General features: G+C 71.1%; 19 protein-coding genes. 10 read left to right on the top strand and 9 right to left on the bottom strand.

Annotated elements, in window-relative coordinates; translation table 11 throughout:
• Positions 1-6: 6 nt before the first annotated feature.
• From WMF22_RS40315 to WMF22_RS40300, 4 genes are all read left to right on the top strand, one after another.
• The gene (locus WMF22_RS40315) at positions 7-1005 is read left to right on the top strand and encodes an ADYC domain-containing protein (RefSeq protein ID WP_437295251.1); all 999 of its coding nucleotides are present in this window, start codon (positions 7-9) and stop codon (positions 1003-1005) included.
• Positions 1006-1258: 253 nt separating this feature from the next.
• Positions 1259-2449 (top strand): ferritin-like domain-containing protein, encoded by a 1191-nt coding sequence (locus WMF22_RS40310; RefSeq protein ID WP_438033166.1) that lies wholly within the window; start codon positions 1259-1261, stop codon positions 2447-2449.
• 819 nt (positions 2450-3268) lie between these two features.
• A complete protein-coding gene (locus WMF22_RS40305) occupies positions 3269-3739 on the top strand; it encodes a hypothetical protein (RefSeq protein ID WP_437295249.1) in 471 nt (156 codons plus the stop codon).
• 127 nt (positions 3740-3866) lie between these two features.
• Positions 3867-4562: a hypothetical protein gene (locus tag WMF22_RS40300; protein ID WP_438033165.1), complete on the top strand. Its 696-nt coding sequence runs from the start codon at positions 3867-3869 to the stop codon at positions 4560-4562.
• Positions 4563-4613: 51 nt separating this feature from the next.
• Here the strand turns inward: WMF22_RS40300 and WMF22_RS40295 are convergent, their stop codons facing one another.
• Positions 4614-5195, bottom strand: a complete 582-nt coding sequence (locus tag WMF22_RS40295) for a peroxiredoxin (protein ID WP_438033164.1) — start codon at positions 5193-5195, stop codon at positions 4614-4616.
• 274 nt (positions 5196-5469) lie between these two features.
• Between WMF22_RS40295 and ypfJ the strand changes: the two genes are divergently transcribed.
• The 4 genes from ypfJ (at position 5470) to WMF22_RS40275 (ending at position 12645) form a co-directional block, all read left to right on the top strand.
• Positions 5470-6303, top strand: a complete 834-nt coding sequence (gene ypfJ, locus WMF22_RS40290; protein ID WP_438033163.1) for a KPN_02809 family neutral zinc metallopeptidase — start codon at positions 5470-5472, stop codon at positions 6301-6303.
• A 202-nt stretch (positions 6304-6505) separates the two neighbouring features.
• Entirely contained in the window at positions 6506-11134 is a 4629-nt protein-coding gene (locus WMF22_RS40285) for a capsule biosynthesis protein CapB (RefSeq protein WP_438033162.1), read from the top strand.
• Positions 11135-11274: 140 nt separating this feature from the next.
• Positions 11275-11862 carry a Uma2 family endonuclease gene (locus tag WMF22_RS40280; RefSeq protein ID WP_437295245.1) on the top strand — a complete coding sequence of 196 codons (588 nt, stop codon included), beginning with the start codon at positions 11275-11277 and terminating at the stop codon, positions 11860-11862.
• Between the two features lie 177 nt (positions 11863-12039).
• A complete protein-coding gene (locus WMF22_RS40275; protein WP_437301665.1) occupies positions 12040-12645 on the top strand; it encodes a Uma2 family endonuclease in 606 nt (201 codons plus the stop codon).
• Between the two features lie 11 nt (positions 12646-12656).
• Here the strand turns inward: WMF22_RS40275 and WMF22_RS40270 are convergent, their stop codons facing one another.
• The 6 genes from WMF22_RS40270 to WMF22_RS40245 all read right to left on the bottom strand — a co-directional run bounded on the left by WMF22_RS40270 (position 12657) and on the right by WMF22_RS40245 (position 18476).
• Positions 12657-14630 carry a tetratricopeptide repeat protein gene (locus WMF22_RS40270; RefSeq protein ID WP_438033161.1) on the bottom strand — a complete coding sequence of 658 codons (1974 nt, stop codon included), beginning with the start codon at positions 14628-14630 and terminating at the stop codon, positions 12657-12659.
• A gap of 8 nt (positions 14631-14638) precedes the next feature.
• A complete protein-coding gene (locus tag WMF22_RS40265) occupies positions 14639-15529 on the bottom strand; it encodes a hypothetical protein (RefSeq protein WP_438033160.1) in 891 nt (296 codons plus the stop codon).
• 187 nt (positions 15530-15716) lie between these two features.
• A complete protein-coding gene (locus WMF22_RS40260) occupies positions 15717-16004 on the bottom strand; it encodes a hypothetical protein (RefSeq protein ID WP_438033159.1) in 288 nt (95 codons plus the stop codon).
• Between the two features lie 206 nt (positions 16005-16210).
• Complete coding sequence (locus tag WMF22_RS40255; RefSeq protein ID WP_437295242.1) at positions 16211-16969, bottom strand: NAD-dependent deacylase; 759 nt, start codon at positions 16967-16969, stop codon at positions 16211-16213.
• 130 nt (positions 16970-17099) lie between these two features.
• Entirely contained in the window at positions 17100-17462 is a 363-nt protein-coding gene (locus WMF22_RS40250; RefSeq protein ID WP_438033158.1) for a GFA family protein, read from the bottom strand.
• Between the two features lie 246 nt (positions 17463-17708).
• Positions 17709-18476, bottom strand: a complete 768-nt coding sequence (locus WMF22_RS40245; RefSeq protein WP_438033157.1) for an SDR family NAD(P)-dependent oxidoreductase — start codon at positions 18474-18476, stop codon at positions 17709-17711.
• A 73-nt stretch (positions 18477-18549) separates the two neighbouring features.
• Here WMF22_RS40245 and WMF22_RS40240 point away from each other — a divergent pair, with 73 nt between their 5' ends.
• Together WMF22_RS40240 and WMF22_RS40235 are read left to right on the top strand one after the other, a co-directional pair.
• Positions 18550-19503, top strand: coding sequence for an ABC transporter substrate-binding protein (locus tag WMF22_RS40240; protein WP_438033156.1), 954 nt, complete (start codon positions 18550-18552; stop codon positions 19501-19503).
• Between the two features lie 110 nt (positions 19504-19613).
• Positions 19614-20027, top strand: a complete 414-nt coding sequence (locus WMF22_RS40235) for a hypothetical protein (RefSeq protein ID WP_437295238.1) — start codon at positions 19614-19616, stop codon at positions 20025-20027.
• Positions 20028-20118: 91 nt separating this feature from the next.
• Here WMF22_RS40235 and WMF22_RS40230 read toward each other — a convergent pair whose 3' ends face one another.
• The gene (locus WMF22_RS40230) at positions 20119-21417 is read right to left on the bottom strand and encodes a putative metal-binding motif-containing protein (protein WP_438033155.1); all 1299 of its coding nucleotides are present in this window, start codon (positions 21415-21417) and stop codon (positions 20119-20121) included.
• A gap of 245 nt (positions 21418-21662) precedes the next feature.
• Positions 21663-22124, bottom strand: a complete 462-nt coding sequence (locus WMF22_RS40225) for a PIN domain-containing protein (protein WP_437295236.1) — start codon at positions 22122-22124, stop codon at positions 21663-21665.
• Between the last annotated feature and the right edge of the window lie 204 nt (positions 22125-22328).

Genomic DNA, 22328 nt, shown 5'->3' with positions numbered 1-22328 from the left:
GCGATCATGTTGAAGCGAGGGTTCCTGGCAGGGGCGATGGTCGGGCTCATATCCCTCGGCGCCGGTTGCGCCGCGGAGATCGACGGCGGCGAGGACGAGGAAGCGCTGGCGGAGAGCTCGTTCGCGATGAGCAGGCTCAACGGCATGGCCCTCAACGGGGTCCGCTTCAACGGGGTTCGCTTCAACGGGGTCCGCTTCAACGGGGTCCGCTTCAACGGCGTCTCGCTGGACGCGACGACGCTGGTCGGCACGCGCGAGGGCGACGGCGCGCCGGTCGCCGGGGCCGACTTCATCGGCGCGGACGTCGAGGCGGTCCTGGACGATGGGTCGTCGGTGGCCGTCCGCGTCACGAACGTCGTCGAGCGCGACGGGCTCCAGTACTACACGGTCAAGTACAGCGCCGGCCCCGGGGTCTGGGTGAACATCTGCGGCGAGGGCCTCGACGCGATCCCGGTGAAGGGGACGTGGAACGCGGTGACGGGGGCCCACTCGGACGACGGGGGCATGTTCACGTTCGCCTGTCAGGGCGCGGCGATCGGGAAGTGCGCCGAGTGGGGCTACAGGGAATGGATGGCCGAGGCGGAGTGCAACGCGAGCGGCTGCGAGGACAGGGATCTCTCGTACTTCCATCAAGCGTGCATCCGCATGGTGCGCGCGGACTACTGCGGCGACGGCGTGCCGCACACCCAAGCCGGGACGGCGATCGACGTCTGGGATGCGCTCGGCATCCAGACCGAGACGGTGGGCTCTGGCATGAGCCTCGAGGCCGAGTGGACGGTGGACGGCGCCGCCTGCGTCAAGCACACCCGGTGGAACGGCCTCGGCAGCAGCAACCCGGATCGCGACTACATCCTGGCGCATTGCCCGGAGCGCTGGGCCGGGGACGATCCGAGCTGCGGCGGGAGCACCTCGACCTTCCACAAGGAGAACGGCTTCACGACGCCGCTCGGCCAGCGGCGCATTCTGCGGAACGCGTCGTTCACGACCAACGTGAGCCCGCTGTAGGCGGCGCCGTCGCGCAGGTCCCGTCACCGTCGCGCCCGGGCGGGGGAGTGCCGGAGTGTGTCAGCGCTGCGGCGCGACGATCGAGGGGGGCCGCTGCGCTCCCCGCGAAAACCGCGGCTCTCGACGCGATCGAGCCCCGCGCGGCGGTGGACCATGTCTTGCGATGGGGGCGGGAGCGTCAGGTACAAGCCGCCCTGTTCCGAGCTCCTCGCCGCGCGCATGAGGCAGCGAGCATGGGCTGGAGGTGCACGTCATGCTGCTCGACCGATCCTTTCGACGAACGCTGATTGCCCGTCTCCTGCAGAGCGCCGGCCCCTCGGCGGCCGCAGCGCTCCTCGTCGCAGCGCCGGGCTGCGGAGAGGCCGCGGCCGAGGCCGAGAGCGCCCAGCAGCTCCGTTGCTTCGACTGGTTCGACGAGCTCGGGGCTTGCCTGGACCGCGACGCGGCGCTGGAGGAGTTCAGGACCATCTACCGGCCCTGCGACGGCAAGGACAGGGAGCTGGAGAAAGACACGATCGTGTCGGTGGAGAGCGACGCGACCCGCCGTGACGGCGCGTGCTGTTACGAGGTGATCGTCGAGGAGAACACCATCGACTGCGCCGCGGTGGGACGGCCCTTTTCCCTGGACGGGCACCACCTCACGGCGGCGCCGCGGCCGGCCGAGGCGGGGTGGCTCGCGCGTGCGACGGCGAGCGGCGCCGGTGGGCAGCTGCCTTCGCTGGCGGATCTGACGGACGAGGAGCGGGAGACGCTCGCCGGCGGCTGGCTGCGGAGCGCGCTGGAGGAGCACGCGTCGGTGGCGTCGTTCGCGCGCTTTGCGCTGGATCTCATGGCGCACGGCGCGCCGTCGTCGCTCGTCGAGGCGGCCCACATCGCCGCGCTCGACGAGGTCGGTCACGCCCGCCTCGGGTTCTCGCTCGCGACCGCGTACGGGGGCGGTCCTGTCGGTCCGGCCGCCTTCCCGATGTCGCCGGCGGTGCCGATCGCCGCGGATCTCGCGGCGCTGGCGCGCGCCGCCGCGGAGGAGGGCTGCGTCGGCGAGACGGTGGCCGCGATGATCGCGGCGGAGAAGCGCGCCCGCGCCGAGGACCCCGCGGTGCGGGCGGCGCTCGAGGTGATCGCGGAGGACGAAGCGCGGCACGCCGAGCTCGCGTGGCTGACGGTGGCGTGGGCGATCGGGGCGGGCGGCGAGTCGGTCCGCCGGGCCGTGGCCGAGGTGTTCGAGGCCGCCGCGGCGTCGCTCGGGCGTCCGCCCCCGCCGGGGGCCGAGCCGGGCGGCGGCCGCGCCGCGGCGCTCGCGGCGCATGGGCACCTCGCCGTGGCCGACGTGCGCGCGCTGCAGGGCGCGGCGCTCGCCCAGGTGGTGCTGCCGTGCGCGCGCGCGCTGGGGCTCTGGAGGCCCGCGGCCGCCGCGGGGGCGGCTCGGCCGGCGGCGAGCGCCTAGCTCTACTGCGGGAAGTCGGCCGGGGAAGCGAACCGCCAAGACGCCATAAGACGCCAAGAAAACCGGGGAACAGGGGGGAATGCCCGGACGGCCAGCTTTCCCCTCTCCCCTTGGCGTCCTTGGCGGCTTGGCGGTTTTTCTGCTGATCCGGGGCAACTTCCCGCAGTAGAGCTAGCGACCTCCGGAGGCGCTCAGCTCTTCGCGGCCGCGAGGATCGCCGAGGCGTGCTTCTTTTGGAGCCACCTCGAGCCAGACCTGCTTGATCTTGCCGTCCTTGCCGACTTCTTCGAGCCTGGCAGCGAGGCGCCTCCAGGGTTGGACAAGAGCCGCCCGGTGCATCGGGCCTCGTCCCCTGACGTTCGCCCGTTGGCGCAATCCTCCTCCCGCCGATGACCGGCTGAGAGCATGCAGGCCGTGGAGCCTGGAGAGCCACCTCGATCCCGGACGTTCCGCGAGGCGCATCGCCATTTGAGGCAGCGCAGAGCGCCGGTACAGCGAGGCCACCGCGTCGCGCCCAGCGTCAGCGATGAAAGCGGATGTTACGCCGGTGATACACCGCGTTGCGCCGCGGAAACCCCGCCGCACAGGTCCCCCCGTAACGGGTTGGACGCTCCACCGTTACGCCGCGCAGCGCTGCACCTCCCCTCCATGGGATTCCCGTGGAGGAGATCGCGTTCCTTTCAAGGGGCGGGCGCAGGTCCTGCTCGTCAGCGGTGCCCCCAATCCGCGCCGGCGCGCGCAGGCCCGCGCCTTGCTGAATACGAGCGCGCGGCCCGCTGGACGGCCGCGTTGGCGAAACGAAAACCACAAGGGATCACCATGAAGACGATGATCAAGACCCTGGGTGCGATTGCATGTCTCTGCGCGGGTTCGCTCGTGATGCTCGACTCCGGCGACGCCTCGGCGGCGGCGTTCCGGCGGCTCGGCGTCGGCTACTGCGGATACGAGGGCCCGTCCGTGGTCAACACCAGTCTCTCCAGCTCCACCAAGATCACCTGCACGCTGCCGTCGGACAGCACGCTGGAGCACTCCGACATCGTGACCCTGAAGGTGTACGTCCTCAACCCCTTGGGGAGCCTCTCGAGCGCGAGCGCATGCGTCAGGAACCCGACGGGCACGAGCTTTGTGTGCGGTGGCGACGATGATTCGAACGACGCCAGCGCCATTCTGCAGCCCGCCGTCACCTCCAGCGTCCTGCTGAACCCGAGCTACGCGAGCTGGTTCCCTTACGTCAACGTGACCCTCGGCGCCATGAGCTCCCTCAACGGTATCAAGGTCACCGACTACTGAGCTGCGCGCCCGCATCCGCGGGCCGCGCCCGCTGGCCTCGCGGGCCGGCGGGCGCGGCCCCGGCTGCGCCATTCCCCCTGCATCGATTCCAGCTCGCGACCTCCGGCACGAAGGGAGAGGAACGAAGATGAACGACGAACGAACCCGCCTGCGCTCCTCGCGGACAGGCCTCGCCGTGATGGGGATCTCCACGGCGGCGCTGCTCGCCTCGCTCGTGAGCCTGCTCAGGACCGCGCCCGCCGAAGAGCAACCCCCACGGGAGGCACCCTCGCGCGGAGCGCGCGTGATCCAGGACCCGGCGCGCGAGCGCGCCGCGGGCCAGGGCGACGCCGAACGGGTGGGGCGGCTGGAGCGCCGCGTCGCCGATCTCGAGAGCGCCGCCGATCCGCAGGAGGAGGGCTCCGAGGCCGCCCCGAGCGAGGGGCGCGAGGGCGCGGAGCCGCTCGACCCCGAGGCGATGCGCCGCGAGGAAGCCGCCTGGTGGACGGGCGTCATCGACGCGCACGCGCAGCAGCGCCGCGACCCGGGATGGGCCGGGAGGGCGGAGGAGAGCTTCCAGGCGGACCTCGGCGCGATCGCGCCGGGCCGAACGCTCGAGGTCGTGGACGTGGACTGCCGCACGACCTCCTGCGCGGCCACGATAAGGTGGCCCGCCTACACACCCGAGGTGATGAAAGACGCGGGCTCTCTCGCCGGGCATCCCTATCGGGAGAGGTGCACGAAGAGCATCTCGGTGCCCCCCCCCGAGGACCCCTCTGCGCCCTATCTGGCGCAGATCGTGTTCGACTGCGCGACGCAGCGCGCCGGCCTCGCCCGCCGCTGAACCGCCGGAAGGCTCGGCCGGCGGCGAGCGCGTAGCGACCTCCGGAGGCGCTCAGCTCTTCGCGGCGGCGAGGATCGCCGAGGCGTGCTCCTTGGGATCCACCTCGAGCCAGACTTGCTTGATCTTGCCGTCCTTGCCGATGAGGAAGGACTGGCGCGCGGCGAAGTCGTTGCGCAGCGGCACGCGGAACGCCCTGGCGATCGCGCCTCCGGCGTCGACGACGAGCGGGAACGGGAGCTCGTGTTTCTGGATGAAGGCCTCGTGGCTCTGCGCGTCCTGGGTCGAGACACCGTAGACCTCGAGCCCGGCGCTCTGGAGATCGGCCCAGCCGTCGCGCAGGCCCTTGGCCTGGACGGTGCAGCCCGGCGTATCGTCCTTGGGGTAGAAATAGACGAGCACCTGCTTGCCTTGCAGGCTCGAGAGCTTCACGTCCCTGCCGTCGTGCAGCGTGAAGGTCACGTCGGGCGCGGCGTCGCCGGCCTTGAGCGCGGCGGGCTGGGCGGCCCCGGACGCGCCGGCCTGCGAGGGCTTCTCGGCGGCCCCGCTGGCCGCGCCGGAGGGCTCGTTGCAGCCGGCGGCGAAGGCCAGCGCCGCGAGCGCGATCGTGGGGGCGAGGTGTGCTCTGCTCTTCATGGCGCGCATGGTCTCATCGGCTTCCGGGGACGACAAGCGAGCATCGGCGAGCCGAGGAGCGGCACCGCCAGGACGCCTGAAGGCGCAGAGAGGTGTCTTCACAAGAGGCGCCGAGAGAGGCCTCGTGTTCTTCATGGCAAGGCGCAGGCGGCGATTCGCTCGGTCGCGCCGCGCCGCCAGGCCGGCGCCACCACCAGGCGCGCAATACCCGCACGTCCCGACCGAACGCTAAGGTACCACCCGATGCGCGGTCCACGCTATACATGCGCTGGCCATGCGCTGGACACCTGGGAAACGCAGTGCAAACCTCCGAGACCTTCGCGGCGCATCCGGCGGAGCGAAGCTCGGTGTGGGCGGGACGGTGATCCTGCTCGTGCTCTCGCTGGTCTTCGGGAAGGATCTCCTGTCGGGGCTCGGTCAGGGCTCCGCGATCCCCGGCGCGCAGAGCGGGCGCGCGAGCTCGCCCGAGGAGGAGCGGCTCGTCGATTTCGTCTCCTTCGTCCTCGATGACACGGAGGCCGTGTGGACGCAGGTGTTCAGCCGGACGGGGCAGCGCTATCCGGCGCCCGTGCTGACGGTGTTCACCGACTCCGTGAGGTCGGGCTGCGATATCGGCGAGTCGGCGATGGGCCCGTTCTACTGCCCGGCGGACCGGACGGCGTACATCGACCTCGGCTTCTACCGCGAGCTCAAGGCGCGGTTCGGCGCGCCGGGCGACTTCGCCCAGGCGTACGTGCTCGCCCACGAGATCGGCCACCACGTGCAGAACGTGCTCGGGACCGAGCGCCGCCTGCGCCAGCTGCAGGCCGCGCGCCCGGGCGAGAAGAACGCGCTCTCCGTGAAGATGGAGCTCCAGGCGGACTGCTTCGCCGGCGTGTGGGCCCACTCCACGCAGAAGCGCGACCTGCTCGAGGCGGGCGACGTCGACGAGGCCCTCCGGGCCGCCTCCGCGATCGGCGACGACCGGCTGCAGAAGGCCGCGACCGGCAGGGTCAACCCGGAGACGTGGACGCACGGCTCGTCGGCGCAGCGGGTCGCCTGGTTCAAGCGCGGCATGCAGGGCGGCCGCGTCGAGGACTGCGACACATTCGCCGAGAGCTCGCCCTGAACAGGCGCCGTCCGCCTTCCCGCGCGCGGGAAGGCGAGGGGCGCGCAGATCGCACGAGCGGCGGCTCGCGACAGCTCCGCGCGACGGTGTACGCTGCTCGCCCGCCGATGGTCTCGCCGCACGGTGCCCCTCGCTCCCCGACGCAAGGCCGCCTCCGCCCTCGTGCGCGTCCCCTTCGCCCTCGCGCGCTCGCGGAGGCGCCGTGAGCTCGCGCGAGTCGCCTGACTCCTGGACCGCCGCGCCACGATCGATCGCGGAGGTCATCGAGGACAGCCTCCCCCAGATCGAGGTGCGCCTGCGCCCGCGCGCCATCGCCACGGTCGTCGCGCGCGTCACGGCCGACCTGGGCGACGAGGAGCACCCGAGGCCCGCGCTGCTCGCCGCGCTCGCCCGGTGCGCCGACGGCGCGGCCGCCGAGGTCGACCGGCTGCGCAGCGCCGAGTCTGCGCTCGTGCTGGCCTACCAGTCGGCCGCCACCCCCGCCGAGCGGCGCGAGCTCCTCGCCCGGCAGCTCCGCGTCTGGGCGCGAGAGCGCGAGCAACGCGAGAGGAGCGGCGCCGCCTCCCTGCTCGGCTGGGCCGCCGCGCGCGTCGAGCGAGCCGGCGACCTGTCGGCGCTCGGCCGCAACCTCGACCTCGAGGCGGCCCAGGAGCGCTTCGCCACCGCCATCGCCGACCGCCTCGACGAGATCGAGGTCGCCTACCACGCCCTCACCCACCTCGCGAAGCACCTCGACGACCCGTCCGACGCGGTGCACGTCGCCCGCGACGGCGGCGCCCTCCGGCTCGCCATGGCGCACGCCGAGCCGAGCCGCCCCGCGCCCGTCCGCCGGGCCGCGCTGCTCGCCGCCGTCGCCCTCCTGCACCGCCTCCCGGCGCGCGAGCGCCTCGGCCACCTCGGGCTCGACGCGGCCCGCTCCGTGCTGGCGTGGTCGCGCGGGGTCAACGCGTCCCGCTGGGTGCAGATCGCCGCCCTCGAGATCGGCGTCCTCCTGTTCCCCGACGAGGCGTTCTCCCTGCTGGCCGAGCGCCTCCGCGCGCGCGACGCCGCCGACAAGGACGGCCCCATCCTCCGCCGCAACGCCCTGCGCCTCCTCGGCGCGGCGGCGCGCCCGTCCGCCCCGGTGATCCCGCTCGACCGCGCGGCGCGCCTCGCCGGCGCCCCGCGGGACCCGCGCCGCTCGAACGGCGCGCAGCCGAGCCGCGCCAGCCGGTCGACCATCGCGCCGGAGGCCGCCGCCGCCTCCGGAGGCGCCCGCGAGGGCGAAGGGCCGCCCGACACGCCCGCGCCCGACTCGGCGCCCCGGCTCAGCGCCGATCCCGCCGCCGGCGCGCCGCCCGCCCGCGTGGCGCCCGCGAGCGCGGACCCGCTCGCCATCGCGCTGCTCGCCCGCGACGACCCGAGCGAGCACGTCCGCCAGGAGCTCGTGCGCCAGCTCGTCGAGCTCGGCGGCGCGGAGGCCCTCACGGCGCTCGCCGAGATCGCCGAGGGCGACGGGTCGCCTCGCGTCCGCGGCTACGCGCTGCGGGAGCTCTCGCGGCACGCGACCGACCACGCGGACGCCGCCCCGTTCGCCGAGCGCGCCGTCCGCTTCGCCCTCGCGAAGCCAGGCCCGCCGCTCGCGTCCCGCGCGGCCCTCGAGGCGGTGCGCACGCTCTGCGCCGGGCCCTACGCCCCGCTGCCTCCGGGGACCTTCGTCGAGCTGCTCGCCGAGTTCGCGAGCCGCCCGGCGATCTCGCCGGACCTGTCGGACGACGCCGCCGCCGCGCTGCGGCTGCTCGAGGTCGAGAGCCGCCCGGTCGCCGAGCACATCCGCCAGACGCTCCTCGCCGCGGCGTCGGAGCTGCTGGAGGGCGAGAGCGCGCCGGTCGAGCTCCCGGCCGACGCCGAGCCCAGGGACGTCGAGCGCGCGCTCGTCGTCGCGTCGCGCGGCGACATGACGTACACGCTGCGGCGCCGCGGCCGGGGGCGGTACCTGCTCACGCGCGGCGAGCCGCGCGGCTTCCGCCTCTGGCGGCTCATCCACGAGATGCGCACGCCGATGCCGGACAAGCGCAAGGGGTGGATCCACACGAACGGCCGCCTGTTCGCGGGCGAGCTCGTCGCGCCGCCGGTCGGCATGGCGGAGGTCACGCCGACGCGCGTGCCGGGCGAGCGCCACGTCTACCCGCCCGTCGGCGGCTGGGGGCCGTTCGTCCCCCGCATCGACGACCTGCTCGCCGCCGCCAGCCTGACCCAGCGCGAGATCCGCCTCATCACGGCGCGCGGCACGGTCACGGTGCGCGGCCCGGCCAAGCTCGCGCACCGGCTGCGCGCCCGCGCCCTGCTCACGCTGCGCTACGACCGCTACGCCCAGGCCCGCATGCGCGCGCTCGTGGCGCAGGAGCCGGCCGAGCAGAAGAAGTTCACGCTGATGACGGGCGAGCTCGGCTTCACCGTCGCGCTCGGCGACACCGGGGGCGAGGTCGAGGGTCGCCCGTACGCGATCGAGCCGCACCTGCCGGGCAAGTACCTCGCGGTCGCGCTGCCGCCCTTGCTCCAGAGCGGCCGCGACTGGCTCGCCGGCCCGTCGGTGCCCGTCTGGATCGACGGCTTCTTCTCGTACCTCGTCTCGCCGGCGGGCAACGTCCCGACGCAGCTCGCGTGGATCGTGTTCCTCGTCCTCGCGTACATGGTGCTGCGGGCCGCGTGGATCGCGGCGCAGATCGAGCGCGCCCGCCGGGGCATCCCGCTCACGATCGGCGGCTGGGGCACGCGCGGCAAGAGCGGCTCGGAGCGGCTCAAGGCCGCGCTGTTCCACGCGCTCCGCTACGACGTCGTCGTGAAGACGACCGGCTGCGAGGCGATGTTCATCCACGCCATGCGCGACCTGCCGGCGCAGGAGATCTTCATCTACCGCCCGTACGACAAGGCCACGATCTGGGAGCAGCGGAACATCCTCACGGCCGGGCGGAACCTCCGCGCCCAGGTGTTCCTGTGGGAGTGCATGGCGCTCCAGCCGCTCTTCGTGGACACGCTCTGCTCCGAGTGGATGCGCGACGAGATCACGACGCTGACGAACGCCTACCCGGATCACGAGGACATCCAGGGCCCCGGGGGCGAGGACGTCGCCCGGGTGATCGCGCGCTTCATGCCCACGGACGGGCTGTCGTTCACGACGGAGGAGCAGATGCTCCCGCTGCTCAAGGACCAGGCGCAGCGGAAGGGGACGAACCTCGTCGCGATCCCGCCGATCGACGCCGACCTCCTGCCGGTCGACCTCCTGGATCGGCTCCCCTACCAGGAGCACCCGCGCAACGTGGCGCTCGTGCTGGCGCTCGCGGACCATTTCGGCGTCGATCGCGAGTTCGCGCTGGTCGAGATCGCGGATCACGTGATCCTCGATCTCGGCGTCCTGAAGACGTACCCGACGGTGCAGTACCGGGGGCGGAAGCTCACGTTCTCGAACGGGATGAGCGCGAACGAGCGCGCCGGGTTCATGTCGAACTGGACGCGGCTCGCGTTCGACAAGCACGACATGGACGCGACGCCCGGCAAGGCGACGGTGATGGTGGTGAACAACCGCGCGGACCGGGTCGCGCGGTCGCGCGTGTTCGCGCAGATCATCGTGGAGGACATCGGGGTCGATCACGTGGTGCTGATCAACTCGAACCTCGGCGGGATGATGCAGTTCATCACCGAGGGGCTCGACGCGCGGCTCCGGGACATGGTGATCACGGGCGACGGGGGCAAGGAGCGCGCGCTCGAGCGCTTCGACGAGCAGATGAAGAAGGTGGGCGTCCCGGCGCGGGCGGGCGCCTTCGAGGAGGATCTCACCCGGATGCTGCGCGCGCTGCCGGCGATCGACGAGGCGGCGGCGGCGGCGATCGTGGGCGGCCCCGCGGTGGCGGGGAAGAAGGGGGAGCCCGAGGCGATCGAGGCGGCGGTGAAGCAGGCGCTGGAGGCGCACGCGCCGCCGGCGGGGGAGGACGACATCCGCCCGGACATCGTCCACCACGCGGCGCGGCTGTCGCGCCGGCTCGCCCGCCGCGACAAGGCGCGCGCGGAGGTGGAGGCGGCGCTGTCGCGGGGCGCTGACGCCGAGGCCAACCAGGCGTTCCGCGCGGCGTTCCGCGAGCTGTGCCTCGAGCGCATCGCGGTCCTGTGGAACGCCGACGCGAAGGGGGACAAGGTGATCGACTTCATCACGCGCGAGATCCCGCCGGGGTTCGACGCGCGGCTGATGGGGTCGCAGAACATCAAGGGGACCGGGCTCGACTTCGTCTACCGGTGGCTCTCGATGGATCGCGTGAGGACCGCGATCGAGCGGATGCAGAGCAACGCGTCGGCGCGGCGCGAGGTGCTGACGTTCTTCCTGTCGTACTCGGATTTCGGCCTGATCGATCTGCGCGAGGCGCTCGCCGCGACGCGCGCGGCGAAGGAGCAGGGCGGCGCCGGGTGGGCGGAGCACGCGAACCTGATCGACGGGGCGATCCGCAGGCTCGAGGCGCTCGACAAGGAGAAGACGGCGGCGCTCGTGGTGACGGGCAAGACGGGGGTCGGGACGAAGGTGCTGCTCCGGGTGGAGCAGTTCGTCGATCACATGGACTCGGTGCGCCGGACGCGGTGGGCGAAGATCGTGATGGACGATCTGTTCGCGATGCGCATCGGCCACGGCCAGGCCGCGCTGCTGCTGCGGGAGATCGTGGGCCGGCAGAAGGGCGGCTGGCTGGCGAAGGATCTCGCCAAGTGGGTGGAGAAGCGCAGGGCGTGGCTGGAGAGCCGCCGGAAGAAGCAGCCGAAGAAGGCCGAGCCGGCCGCGCCGCCGGGGGCGGCGGCGGAATCAGGGTAGGGGCGTAGGGGCGTAGGGGCGTAGGGGCGTAGGGGCGTAGGGGCGTAGGGGCGTAGGGGAGCGCGCGCCGGGGGCGCGTGGCGGCACGGCAGGCGGGGCGCCTCGCCCCCGAGGGGCGGATGCCTTAAGCTGACCGGGCGATGGGACATCCTGCCAGGCGCACCGGCCTCTCCCCCGCGGAGTACCTCGCGTTCGAGCGGGCTTCCGAGCAGAAGCACGAGTACGCGAACGGCGAGATCTTCGCGATGTCGGGCTGCACCCGGGCGCACAGCCTGCTGGCGGGGAACATCCAGCGCGAGCTCGGCAATGCGCTGCTCGAGCGCGCCTGCGAGGTCCACACCTCCGACATGCGCGTCAAGATCGCGCCCACGGGGCGCTACGTGTACCCCGACGCGTCCGTCGTCTGCGGCGATCCCGTGTTCGAGGACGCGGAGATCGACACGCTCCTCAACCCGAACGTCATCGTCGAGGTGCTCTCCGACTCATCGGAGGCCTACGATCGCGGCGACAAGTTCGCGCAGTACCGGAGCGTCCCCTCGATCGCGGAGTATGTGCTCGTCTCCCAGAAGGAGGTGCGCATCGAGCACTTCCAGCGGCAGCCGGACGGCCGGTGGCTGCTGTCGATCCTGGGCCCCGGCGCGCAGATCGAGCTCGAGTCGGTCGGCGTCGTGATCGACGTCGATCGCGTCTATCTCAAGGTGCCGCTCGCGCCCTCCGCGAGCGATTGAGCTGTGTGCCTCGAGAGCGCCTCAAGGTGCCGCTCGCGCCGTCCGCGGGCGATTGAGCTGTGTGCCTCGAGAGCGCCGGGGGCATTCTCGATCTCCGCGAGGCGCTCGCCGCGGTGCGCGCGGCCAAGGAGCAGGGCGGCGCCGTGGGGTGGAAGCGTGCTATCCTCACAAGCCGTGATGGCTGGCGCCGCCGTTGCTCGGGACAGCTCGGACCGCCTCAGCGATGAGGCCTGGCTGGAGCTTGCCGAAGACGAGCCGGGCGAGCTCGTCGGCGGCGTGCTCGTGGAGGAAGAGGTGCCGGACTGGATCCACGAGACCGCCGTCATGTGGCTCATCCGGGTGCTCGGCGCGTGGGCAGCGGCCCGCGGCGGTTTCGTGGCCGGCTCGGAGCTCAAGTACCTCCTCCGCAAGGGCAGCGGGCGCAAGCCGGACGTCTCCATGGTGCTGCCCGGGCAGAGGCCCCCGCCGCGGCGCGGGCCCATGCGGCGCCCGCCGGACGTGATGATCGAGGTGGTCTCGCCGCGGCCGCGCGATGTCCACCGCGACCGAATCGAGAAGCTGCGCGAGTATGCGGCGTTCGGCGTGCGCTGGTACTGGCTGCTCGATCCGGCGACGAGGATGCTGGAGATCTACGAGCTCGGCCCGGACGGGCGCTACGTGTGGGCGCAGGCAGCCGCGAGCGGGCGCGTCGAGGCGGTGCCGGGGTGCGACGGGCTGGTGGTCGATCTGGACGAGCTCTGGGGCGAGCTCGACCGGCTGGGGGACGAGGAGCCGGCCGAGTAACGTTCTCTTTGTCAGGCACCGGACGGATCGTTCCCCGAACCGGGGACGAGCTCCTCCAACGGGTCGAGCAACGGGTCGAGCCGACCGATGCTCGCCCAGGCCGCATGCGCAGCTTCCACGTGTCTGCGGCGGAGATCTGCGTCGGTGGCGATGCGTGCCAGCCGCTCGTGCGTGAGGCCGATTGAGTACGGCTCCGAGAGGCGCTGGAAGAGTCGCAGCGCCTGCTCGTAGCAAGCGCGAGCAGCGTCGTGGTCGGATCGATCGCGTGCGACGTCACCGAGGTTTAGGATGCAATTGGCCTCGGCGAGCACGTTGCCGACGCGGCGGCAGAGCGGAAGCGCCTGCTCGAAGTGCGTGCGCGCCTGTTCATAATCCGAGTGTTGCAGCGCGATGATCCCAAGGCCCTGGACGCAGTTGGCCTCGCTGAGCACACTGCCGATGCGGCGATAGAGCGGCAGCGCCTGCTCGAAATGCAGGCGCGCCCGCTCGTGGTCTGAGCGGTCCAACGCAATGATACCGAGGTTTCGGATGCAGTTGGCCTCGCCGAGTACACCGCCGATGCGGCGGAAGAGCTGCAGCGCTTGCTCGAAATGCGCGTGTGCCTGCTCGTGGTCTGAGCGGTCCAATGCAATGGCGCCGAGGTTGTGGATGCAATTGGCTTCCCCGAGAACATCCCCGATGCGACGATACAGCTGGAGCGCGTCCTTGAAACAGGCGAGCGCCTGCTCATGATCCGAGCGTTCCTGCGCGATGCGTCCGAGACGCAGGATGCAATTGGCCTCGCCGAGCACATCGCCGATGCGGCGGTAGAGCGGCAGCGCCTGCTCGAAATGCGCGCGCGCCTGCTCGTGATGCGAGCGTTCCAGCGCGATGCCTCCAAGGCTGTGGATGCAGTTGGCCTGGCCGAGCACGTTGTCGGCGCGGTGGTAGAGCTGCAGCGCCTGCTCGAAGTGTGCGCGCGCCTGCTCGTGGTCTGAGCGGTTTAACGCGATGTCCCCAAGGCTTTGGACGCAATTGGCCTCGCCGAGCACTTCGCCGATGCGACGATAGAGCGGCAGCGCCTGCTCGAAATGCGCGCGCGCCTGCTCGTGGTTTGAGCGGTTCAACGCGATGTCCCCGAGGTCGTGGATGCAGTTGGCCTCGCCGAGCGCATCGCCGATGCGACGATAGAGCGGCAACGCCTTCTCGAAATGCAGGCGTGCCTGCTCATAATCCGCACGGTGCAACGCGATGAGGCCGATGGCATGCAAGCTATCGGCCTCGCCCTTGGCCTCGCCCGCGGCCCGATATGCCTCCAAGGCGCCCCGCAGCTCAACGTCTGCCTCGTCGTACCGATAGGCATCCAGCAATGCGCGGCCAAGCCGAAGCCGCACCCTTGCACCCTCGAGATCGCCATGCCCCGTCCGCCGCTCAACCACGCCCTGCAGCAGCTTAGAGAGCCGAGCGACCTCGGCCTGTGCCTCCTCCAGGCTCCCCTTCGACGGCGGCAGGTGCGCGTGCGCCCTCTCTTCCCGCTGCGCTTGCGGCTCTCCAGCAGCCCTCACGCTGATCTCGAACTGCCGCCACGTGAAGAGGTCCGGTGCGCTTCGAAGCAGCGCATCGAACACCTCGTCCGACGCCATCAGCACGAGCGGCCCCGGCACGAGCCGCGGCAGGAGATCCCTTGCGAAGTTCAGCTCGGCCAGCGCGGGGGAGACGCGCGCGCCCACGTCGCATTGCTCAAGCCCGACAAGGACCACCGCCGTCCGCCCCGCGTCGCCAAGGCCGAGCTTCTCCAGCTTGTCGAACGGCCGCTCCGCCGCGCCGAGCGTGACCAAGAGGACGTCGGGCATCCCGTCGCGCCCCGACCAAGCCTGGAAGCGATCGAGCAGCTCGTCCCGCGCCGGGCCTGGGGGGACGTGCACGAAGATCAGCGCGAACGACTCGCTCCAGGCGACGGCCCGCCAGAGTGCGTCCACCCTGCCGTCCGCGTCGATGTCGAGCACGACGCCGCTCAGCCCCCGGTCGGCGCGCTGCGCGCCTGCCGGAACGCGTGCGTCCGCCGCGCGAACGGGTGCACGTCGTACCAGGTCTCCCCGTTGTACTCGAGCACGACGAGCTCGTAGAGCAGCCACTGGCGTGCCTCATCATCGAAGGCGCCCGGGAAAGAACCCGTGTTGACGATGTGGTGGAGCTCAGCGAGGTACGCTCGGCCCTGAAGCAGCCGCTCCATGTTGCCCACGAACTCCTTCATCACCCCGTCGATCTCCGCATGGGTCAGCCGGAGCTCGGGCTTCATGAGCGCGCCCTGCGTCACGATGCGGAGCAGATCGCGCAGGCAGCCGCCAGACTGGACGATCGCGTGACGGAGCGCGTCGTCGTCGGCGAACACGACCGAGCAGTCGATCCGGCGCGCGAGCATTCTGCGGAGCGCCGCCACGCCCGCCTCGTCGGGGATCTCGGCGCCGGTCCCCCGCGCGCGGACGGCGATCATGGGCAAGACGACGTCGTTCGGGGCGCGGTAGACGTGTCGGAGGCGCCCCTGGGTGAAGTGCAGCGAGACGGGGATCGTGACGATGAGGTGAACAGGGACGTTCTGGATCAGCGGAAGCTGCTCCAGGAAGAAGAGATCGTGTGTCGTGCGCTTTGTGCCGTCGTCGAGCTGGAGTCGTTCGATGCGCTCCAGGTTGTCGGCGATGATGACGAGATCCTCGATGTCCTGCTTCACGAGATGAGAGCGCACGTCTTGGATCAGATCGCCGAGGCCCTCGATCAGCGATGTCACATGATCGCGGCTCGCCTCGCGGTAGCGCTTCTGCAGGCCGGGCGACGTCTTGAGCGACAGCTTGAGCTTGGCTACGCCCGCGGGGATCTCAGCGTCGAGCGAGATGCCCAACCCTTTCACCCAGGACAGGACCTCTTTCCACACCTTCCTTGCCGTGGTCGATGTTCGCGCATAAGGACCGAGCACCTCGTCATCCAGGATCGCAGAGAAGATCGCTGTGATGAACTCAGGAAGTTGGATATCCCGGACGTCAAGGTATTCCTGTAGATCGACCACGACAGCGTGAAAGCTCTGCCCTTGTCTGTCCTTATTGCAGCTCGCCGGCGAGCCAGCGGAGCTCGGTCGATTTCCCGCTGCCGGGGTGCCCACTGAGGAGCTGGACCTGGTAGTCGCCGCGGAGCGAGCCCCGAATGCACTCCTCCATCCGCTGGATGCGGTTGCCGCCGCGCACGCTCGAGAGATCCTCTCGCAGCGCCAGCAGGTCCTTGCCGACCAGATCGAACCGGGGATTGCAGGCAGCGCGGACCGAGCGCGCATCCCGAGCCGGGAGCTCGAGCTGGTCGGTCAGGACGATCGATTCGAAGCGGGCAGCCATGATGCGGTGCACCTTGCCGCAACCGAGCCCGGGCCGCTAGGCGGACTCGGGTTGGCGCTGAATAATGAGTAATTACATGTGGTTGGCTAGCGCTGTCGCCATGGCCGGCAGCGCCGCGAGCCACAGTCTTGCGCACCGCCTCCCCGCGCAGGCCATGCCGTCGCCTGGTGGCAGGCCGAGCAGCTGCAACGCAGCGCGCGGAAAGATCAGCCGCCGGTCTCGATGCCGGCGAGGATCCCCTCCAGCGCCTCGACAGCGCGCATCGGAAGCCGCACCGAAACGGCGGTGGAGATCGAGGTGAGCTCCGGGTTGATCTCGATGGTCGGAACCCCGGCGTGAGCGGCGTCCAGCACCGGCCTCGTGATGTAGGGGAACAGGCTCGACGTCCCGATCGAGACGACCACGTCGAAGCCCCGCGCGAGCTCCCGCCGGAGGATCTCGACCTTCTCCAGGGGCAGCATCTCCCCGAAGAGGACGACATCGGGCCTGAGCACGGCGGCGCACGCGGGGCAGCGCGGGCACGGGGCGAGCTCCGCGTAATCGTCGACGTGCGCCTCGTAAGGGCAGCGCGTGCAGAGGATGCGGTGGAGATCTCCGTGGATGTCGATGACGTTCGTGGAGCCTGCGCCGCGGTGAAACCCGTCGACGTTCTGGGTGAGCACCCAGCAGCGCTCGAGGCGGCGCTCGATCCGGGCGATCGCCGCGTGCGCGGCGTTGAGCCGCGCGCCGCGGCACGCGCGCTCGATCTGGTGGACGTACTTCCACGTGACCTCCGGGCGCTGCTGGAACATCTCGCCCGAGAGCGCCTCCTCGATGGCGATCCCTTCGTCGGTCGCCTTCTCGCCGTAGAGCCCTCCGATCCCGCGGTAGGTGGGGATGCCAGAGGCCGCGGAGACCCCCGCGCCGGTGATGAAGAGGGCTGAGCGGGCCGAGGCCAGGAGCGCGCTTGCTCGTTCGATCGACATCGCGCGCCCAGTCTACCCGTGTCGCCCGCGCTCGTGCCCGCGGATCGGCCAGGAGCGCGAGCGGGAGCTGCGCGAGCGCCGGCGCAGGGCCGGCGATGGTCGGCCGCGGCCCCGGCCAGCCGGGGCGCGACTACAGGCTCTTCCCGTCGAATTTCATGGTCTTGAGCGTGTCGATATCGACGTCGTCCAGGCAGCGGACGTTGATGGCGCACATCTCCTGTCCGTTGGGACCGACTCCCCGCGCGAACGACTCGACGCCGCAGACGGAGCAGAACACATGGTGAATGACCTTCTTGTTGAACTGGTAGTCGGTGAGAACGTCGCCACCCTCCTTGAGCGTGAGCTGGTCCACCGGTGCGAAGGCCAGCATCGCACCCAGCTTCGAACAGCGTGAGCAATTGCACATGACCACGGGAGCGCTCAGGTCCACCTTGACCTCGTAGCGAACCTTCCCGCAGTGACAGCCACCTGTATAGGTCTTGATCTCCGTCATGCGCGCATGGTGCCACAGGGAGCTGGCCGCGTGACGCAAAAATGCGATGTGTCGTGGCGGGCTACGCGGGTTACGTGGGCTACGTGCGTTTGCGTTACGCTTGTGCAAAAGATGTTCCGCGCCGAGGCATCGCAGCGGCAGGTCGCCGGCGCTGGTCTCGGCCGCGCTGCATTGCATTCTGTCGGAAACTTTTCTCGGCCCAGGCTGTCGAACGACGCCGCTCCTCGGCGAGGGGCCGCGCCCCGCCTACTGCTCCTCGTAGTTCCACGTCAGCCCGCCATCGACGAAGTACGTCGAGCCCGTCACGTAATCGGCGTCCGCCGAGGCGAGGAACACGGCGAGCCCGGCCACGTCCTCTGGCTTTCCCAGGCGGCCCAGCGGGATCTGCTCGAGCAGCGCGCTCAGCTTGTCGCGATCCTCGAGCAGAGTGGCATTGATCTCCGTCTCGATCGCGCCCGGCGCGATGGCGTTCACGGTGATCCCGGTGCCGCGCAGCTCCACGGCGAGCGTGCGCGTGAGCATGCGGACGCCGCCCTTGCTGGCGCAGTACGACGCAAAGTGGGGAAACGGAAGATCCTCGTGGACCGAGCTGATGTTGATGATCTTGCCGGGTCGCCCCGCCTCGCGCAGGTGACGGACCATCGCCTGGCTCCCGAAGAACACCGCCTTGAGGTTGGTGTTGATGACCTGATCGTAGTCCTCCTCGGTCACCTCCCAGAACGGCGCCCGCTTCTCCAGCCCGGCATTGTTGACCAGCACGTCCAGCCGGCCGAAGCGCGCGACGGCCTCCTGGAAGAGCCCTCGCACGCTCTGGACGGAGGTGACGTCGACGGCGAACAGATGACCTCGCCTTCCGGCGGCCTCGACCTCTGCGAGGGCTTCCTCGGCGCCCTCCTTGCTCTTGTGGTACGTGAGCGCCACGTCGGCGCCCTCCCGGGCGAACCGGACAGCGATGCTGCGGCCGATTCCCCGGCTGCTCCCTGTGACCAGCGCGATCTTGCCTTGCAGTCTCATGGGGACCTCCTGTCTTCACGAGCATTGTGCGCGCCGCGCCCCGCGGGGATCGCCAGGAGATAGAATACCGCGCATGCGCATCGCCTCCCTGCTGCCGTCCGCGACCGAGATCGTCTGCGCGCTGGGCGCTCAGAGCGAGCTCGTCGGTATCTCTCACGAGTGCGACTTCCCCGAGGGGCTGACCGGCCTCCCGGTGCTCACCCGCCCGCGGCTCAGGCCGGCGCGCTCCAGCCGGGAGATCGACGCCGCGGTCCGCGACGTCCTCCGGGACGCGCTCGCGGTCTACGACATCGATCTGGACGCCCTCCGGGAGGCGCGGCCGGACGTGATCGTGACGCAGGACCTCTGCGACGTCTGCGCGGTCTCGTTCGAGGACGTCCGCGCGGCCGTCGCCCGCCTTGCGCGGCAGGACGTGCGCATCATCAACCTGCACCCGACGCGGCTCGACGACATCTGGGCCGACATTCGCCGCGTCGCGGAGGGGATCGGCCGCCCGGCAGGCGGCGAGGCGCTCGTCGAGCGGCTGCGCGCGCGCGCCGCCGCCGTCGCCGCGCGCGCGGCCGCGGCGCCGGGCAGGCCGCGCGTGCTCGCGGTCGAGTGGATCGAGCCTGTCATGATCGGCGGCACGTGGATGCCGGAGCTCATCACCCTCGCGGGCGGGGAACCCCTCGTGACGCGACCCGGCGAGCACGCGCCAACGCTCTCGCCGGCCGCGCTCGCCGCGCTCGATCCCGACGTGGTGATGATCAAGCCGTGCGGCTTCACCCTCGAGCGCACGCTCGATGAGCTCGATCTCCTCCCCCATGTGCTGCCCTGGGCGACGTATCGGGCCGTGGCGCAAGGCCGCGTGTACATCGCTGACGGCAACGCCTTCTTCAATCGCCCTGGTCCCCGCATCGTGGAGTCGCTCGAGATCCTCGCGGCCTGCGCTCACCCGGCCCTGTTCGCCGACGCGCGCCGCGCGCATGCCCGGTCGGTGGCGCGGATCGACGCGGAGCTCCGGCGGCACGCCTTCGACGACGGGTGACGCCGCCCGCTCCAATGTCGAACAAGGGCAGGAGGCGGCAAGAACCGTGCGCTGTCGGCCGTCTCCGCTTTTGCAACGCGGGTTCTCGCTCCCCGGGTATCGTGTGCGGCATGTCTCCACGTCCCGCGCTGGCGTCTTTCGCTCTCGTGACGGGCATCGTGCTGCTCCTGGGCGGCACCGCGCACGCGGCCTGCGTGCTGGCTGGCGTCGCGAAGAAGGGCGTTGTTCCGCACGCGGATCGGGCTGCTCATCTCGCCTTCATCAGCTTCGCCCAGTGGACCGCAGGCGCGCTCGATGTGCTCGCCGCCCGCGGGCTCGGGCGAGGCGAGCCGTGGACGCGCGGGCCGCTGACGATCTCGGGGCTCCTCGTGATCGGCTGGGCAGGCGTGGCGCTTCCGCTGCCCCTCGATGCCTCGCTGACATTGCGGGCGATGCTCGCCCTCTACGCGGCCGCGCACCTCGGCCTGCTGGCGGCCCTGTGGGGCTCGCGAGGAGCTCGCCTGGACGTCAGCACGCCTCCGTGATGCCCTCCGCACGAAAAAACAGGCATCTTGATCTCGGTGCGACCGAAGCGGCGGAGAGCATGCGTGTTGAGCTCAGGCTCGGAAGGAAGGCTTACCGTAGGGTGCCACTCTTCCGCAGCCGCCGCAACGCGAGGAGGGCGAACGGCGAGGCGAGCGTCAGCAGCCGCCACGGAGATCCGCCTCGGGGGTCGCCGGCGTCGATGGCGCAACCGCCGCTGTCCGCTCCTCCCTCGTCCGGCGCGCCGCCGCCCGCGGAGCCCGCGGAGGCGACGGCGCCGCCGGCGCTTCCCGTGCTTCCGGCGCTTCCGGCGCTTCCGGCGCTGCCAGCGCTCACGGCCGTGCCGGCGCCGGTCCCGCTGCTGCACGTGCCGCTCGGGCAGCCCTCGCCGGGCGCGCAGAGGCCTGGGTCCTCGTCGACCTCGCCGTCGCAGTCGTCGTCGAGCGCGTTGCACACCTCGGCGCTCGGTTCGCCGGGCGTGCATGACCCGGGGGTGCACGCGACCGCTTCCCGCGCGCACATCCCGACGCCGCACACCTCGCGCACGCCCTCGTCGATGCGGCCATCGCAGTCGTCGTCGGCGAGATTGCATATCTCGGTCGCGTCCGGGTGGACGTCAGGGGCCCTGTCGTTGCAGTCGTTGGAGCTCGGCGCGTACCCCTCGGGGGGGCACTTCGCCGTGACCGTCGCGCCGAAGAACGAGCCGTAGCCGTCGCCGTCGGCGTCTTCATACTGCGTGGTGATCGCGAGCTCCTCGTCGACCTCTCCATCGCAGTCGTCGTCGATCTCGTTGCAGGCCTCTTCCTGATCGGGATGGATGTTGATGCTGTAGTCGTCGCAATCGCCGCCGCGGTCGGCGTGATCGGCTGGCCGGGTGCAATCGACCCTGGGCACGCTGGAGTCGCCGTAGCCGTCGCCGTCGCGATCGAGGTAATACGTCGTCCCTGTGCATCCGTAGGCAAACGCGGTGTCGGCGGACGAAGCGCCGTCTCCGCGCTGGCTGTTGTCGCCGTTGGCCGCGAGGGCCCACACCTGGACGACGACCCCGCCCGGCGCGCCCGGCGCGATCCACTGCGCGTCGAAGCGGACGACCCCGCCGCTCGCCCGCTTCGGCGCGTCGTGGACGAGCTGGCGCTCGTCGATGAGCTTGGTGCCTTGACCGTTGATGGGGGAGAGCCGACCTGTTTCGGTGAGGAGATAGATGCCCCCGGCGTTGATGTTGGCAGAACGGATCTGCACCTGCAGAGTCACCGTCTCGCCGGCCGCCGGGTTCTTGGGGCTATGGTCGATGGTGATGTCCGGCACCGCGCCGCCGGTGTGACAGCCGTTGCACCCCTCCACCGCAAGCCCGGCGCGGCGGGCGTGGGCCTGCGGCGCAGCCAGGGTGGTCAAAAGGGCCAAGCTCACCGGGAGGACCGGTGAAATAAGCGATGTACTTCGCATGCGCCTCGCCGCGCAGCCCAGGCTCGCGAGCTCCGCGCGCTCCGCTGCGACGCTCAGGGATAGCTGCCCTCGCCGGGTGCGACAAGTGCATTTGTGCGGAGTGTAAACTTGCGCCGTGACCACCCAGAGATGCTGTTTTCGACGTTTCTCGGACGGCGGTTGTCGCGACGTGCATTGCCGCTCGCTGCGACGCGTTATCCGGATTCGAGCCGGACGTGCTGCGGCCTTGTCACATCGCAGACGACACCGTGGTACTTGAGGAGCCCTTCGTCGAGCGTCACCACGGTCGCATCCGCGCAGCGGGCGGCCCACAGATACACGAGGTCGGTCGCGTTGGCGAAGGGCCTGCGGCCGCGCATGCGCCTCGTCAGCTGGTCGAGGAACTCCGTGATGGCGCCCGCGTCCACGGGCGCGACCAGCTCGATCGCGAGGCCCCCCAGCGGGCTCGTGGCCGCGGGCGCGGCCCGCCGCGACGCCGCGAGCCGCTGCTCGGCGACGTACACCTCCAGCCATAGCTCGGGCGGCGCGAGCACGCGCGCCGCGCCCGCGGCCACGGCGGCGCGGGCGCGCTCGAGAAACGCGAGTGCGTCCGCGTGCCCGGGCTCTGCAAGCTTCATCGAGGCGATGGCGACGGAGCTATCGAGAACGATCCGCATGAGGCCTCCTCGGGGCGGACGCACCATCGCGCGCGCCGCTCCAGATCTGCCCGGCGGTCCGGGGGGTCTGGTGACATCGAGACCCGGTATCCAGGGCCGCGGCCGGATGGAAGGTCCACCGGCAGCATGGGCCGAGGCCGCGTGGAGGGGACAGGGCGATGGCACATGCTGGCACGGCGGTGCTCTCCCGGCGGCCGGAGACAC

Source organism: Sorangium sp. So ce204, from assembly GCF_051526795.1.
GTDB lineage: Bacteria > Myxococcota_A > Polyangia > Polyangiales > Polyangiaceae > Sorangium > Sorangium cellulosum_B.
Note: the sequence above shows the minus strand (reverse complement) of the source record. Positions and strands in the feature narration are given on the sequence as shown.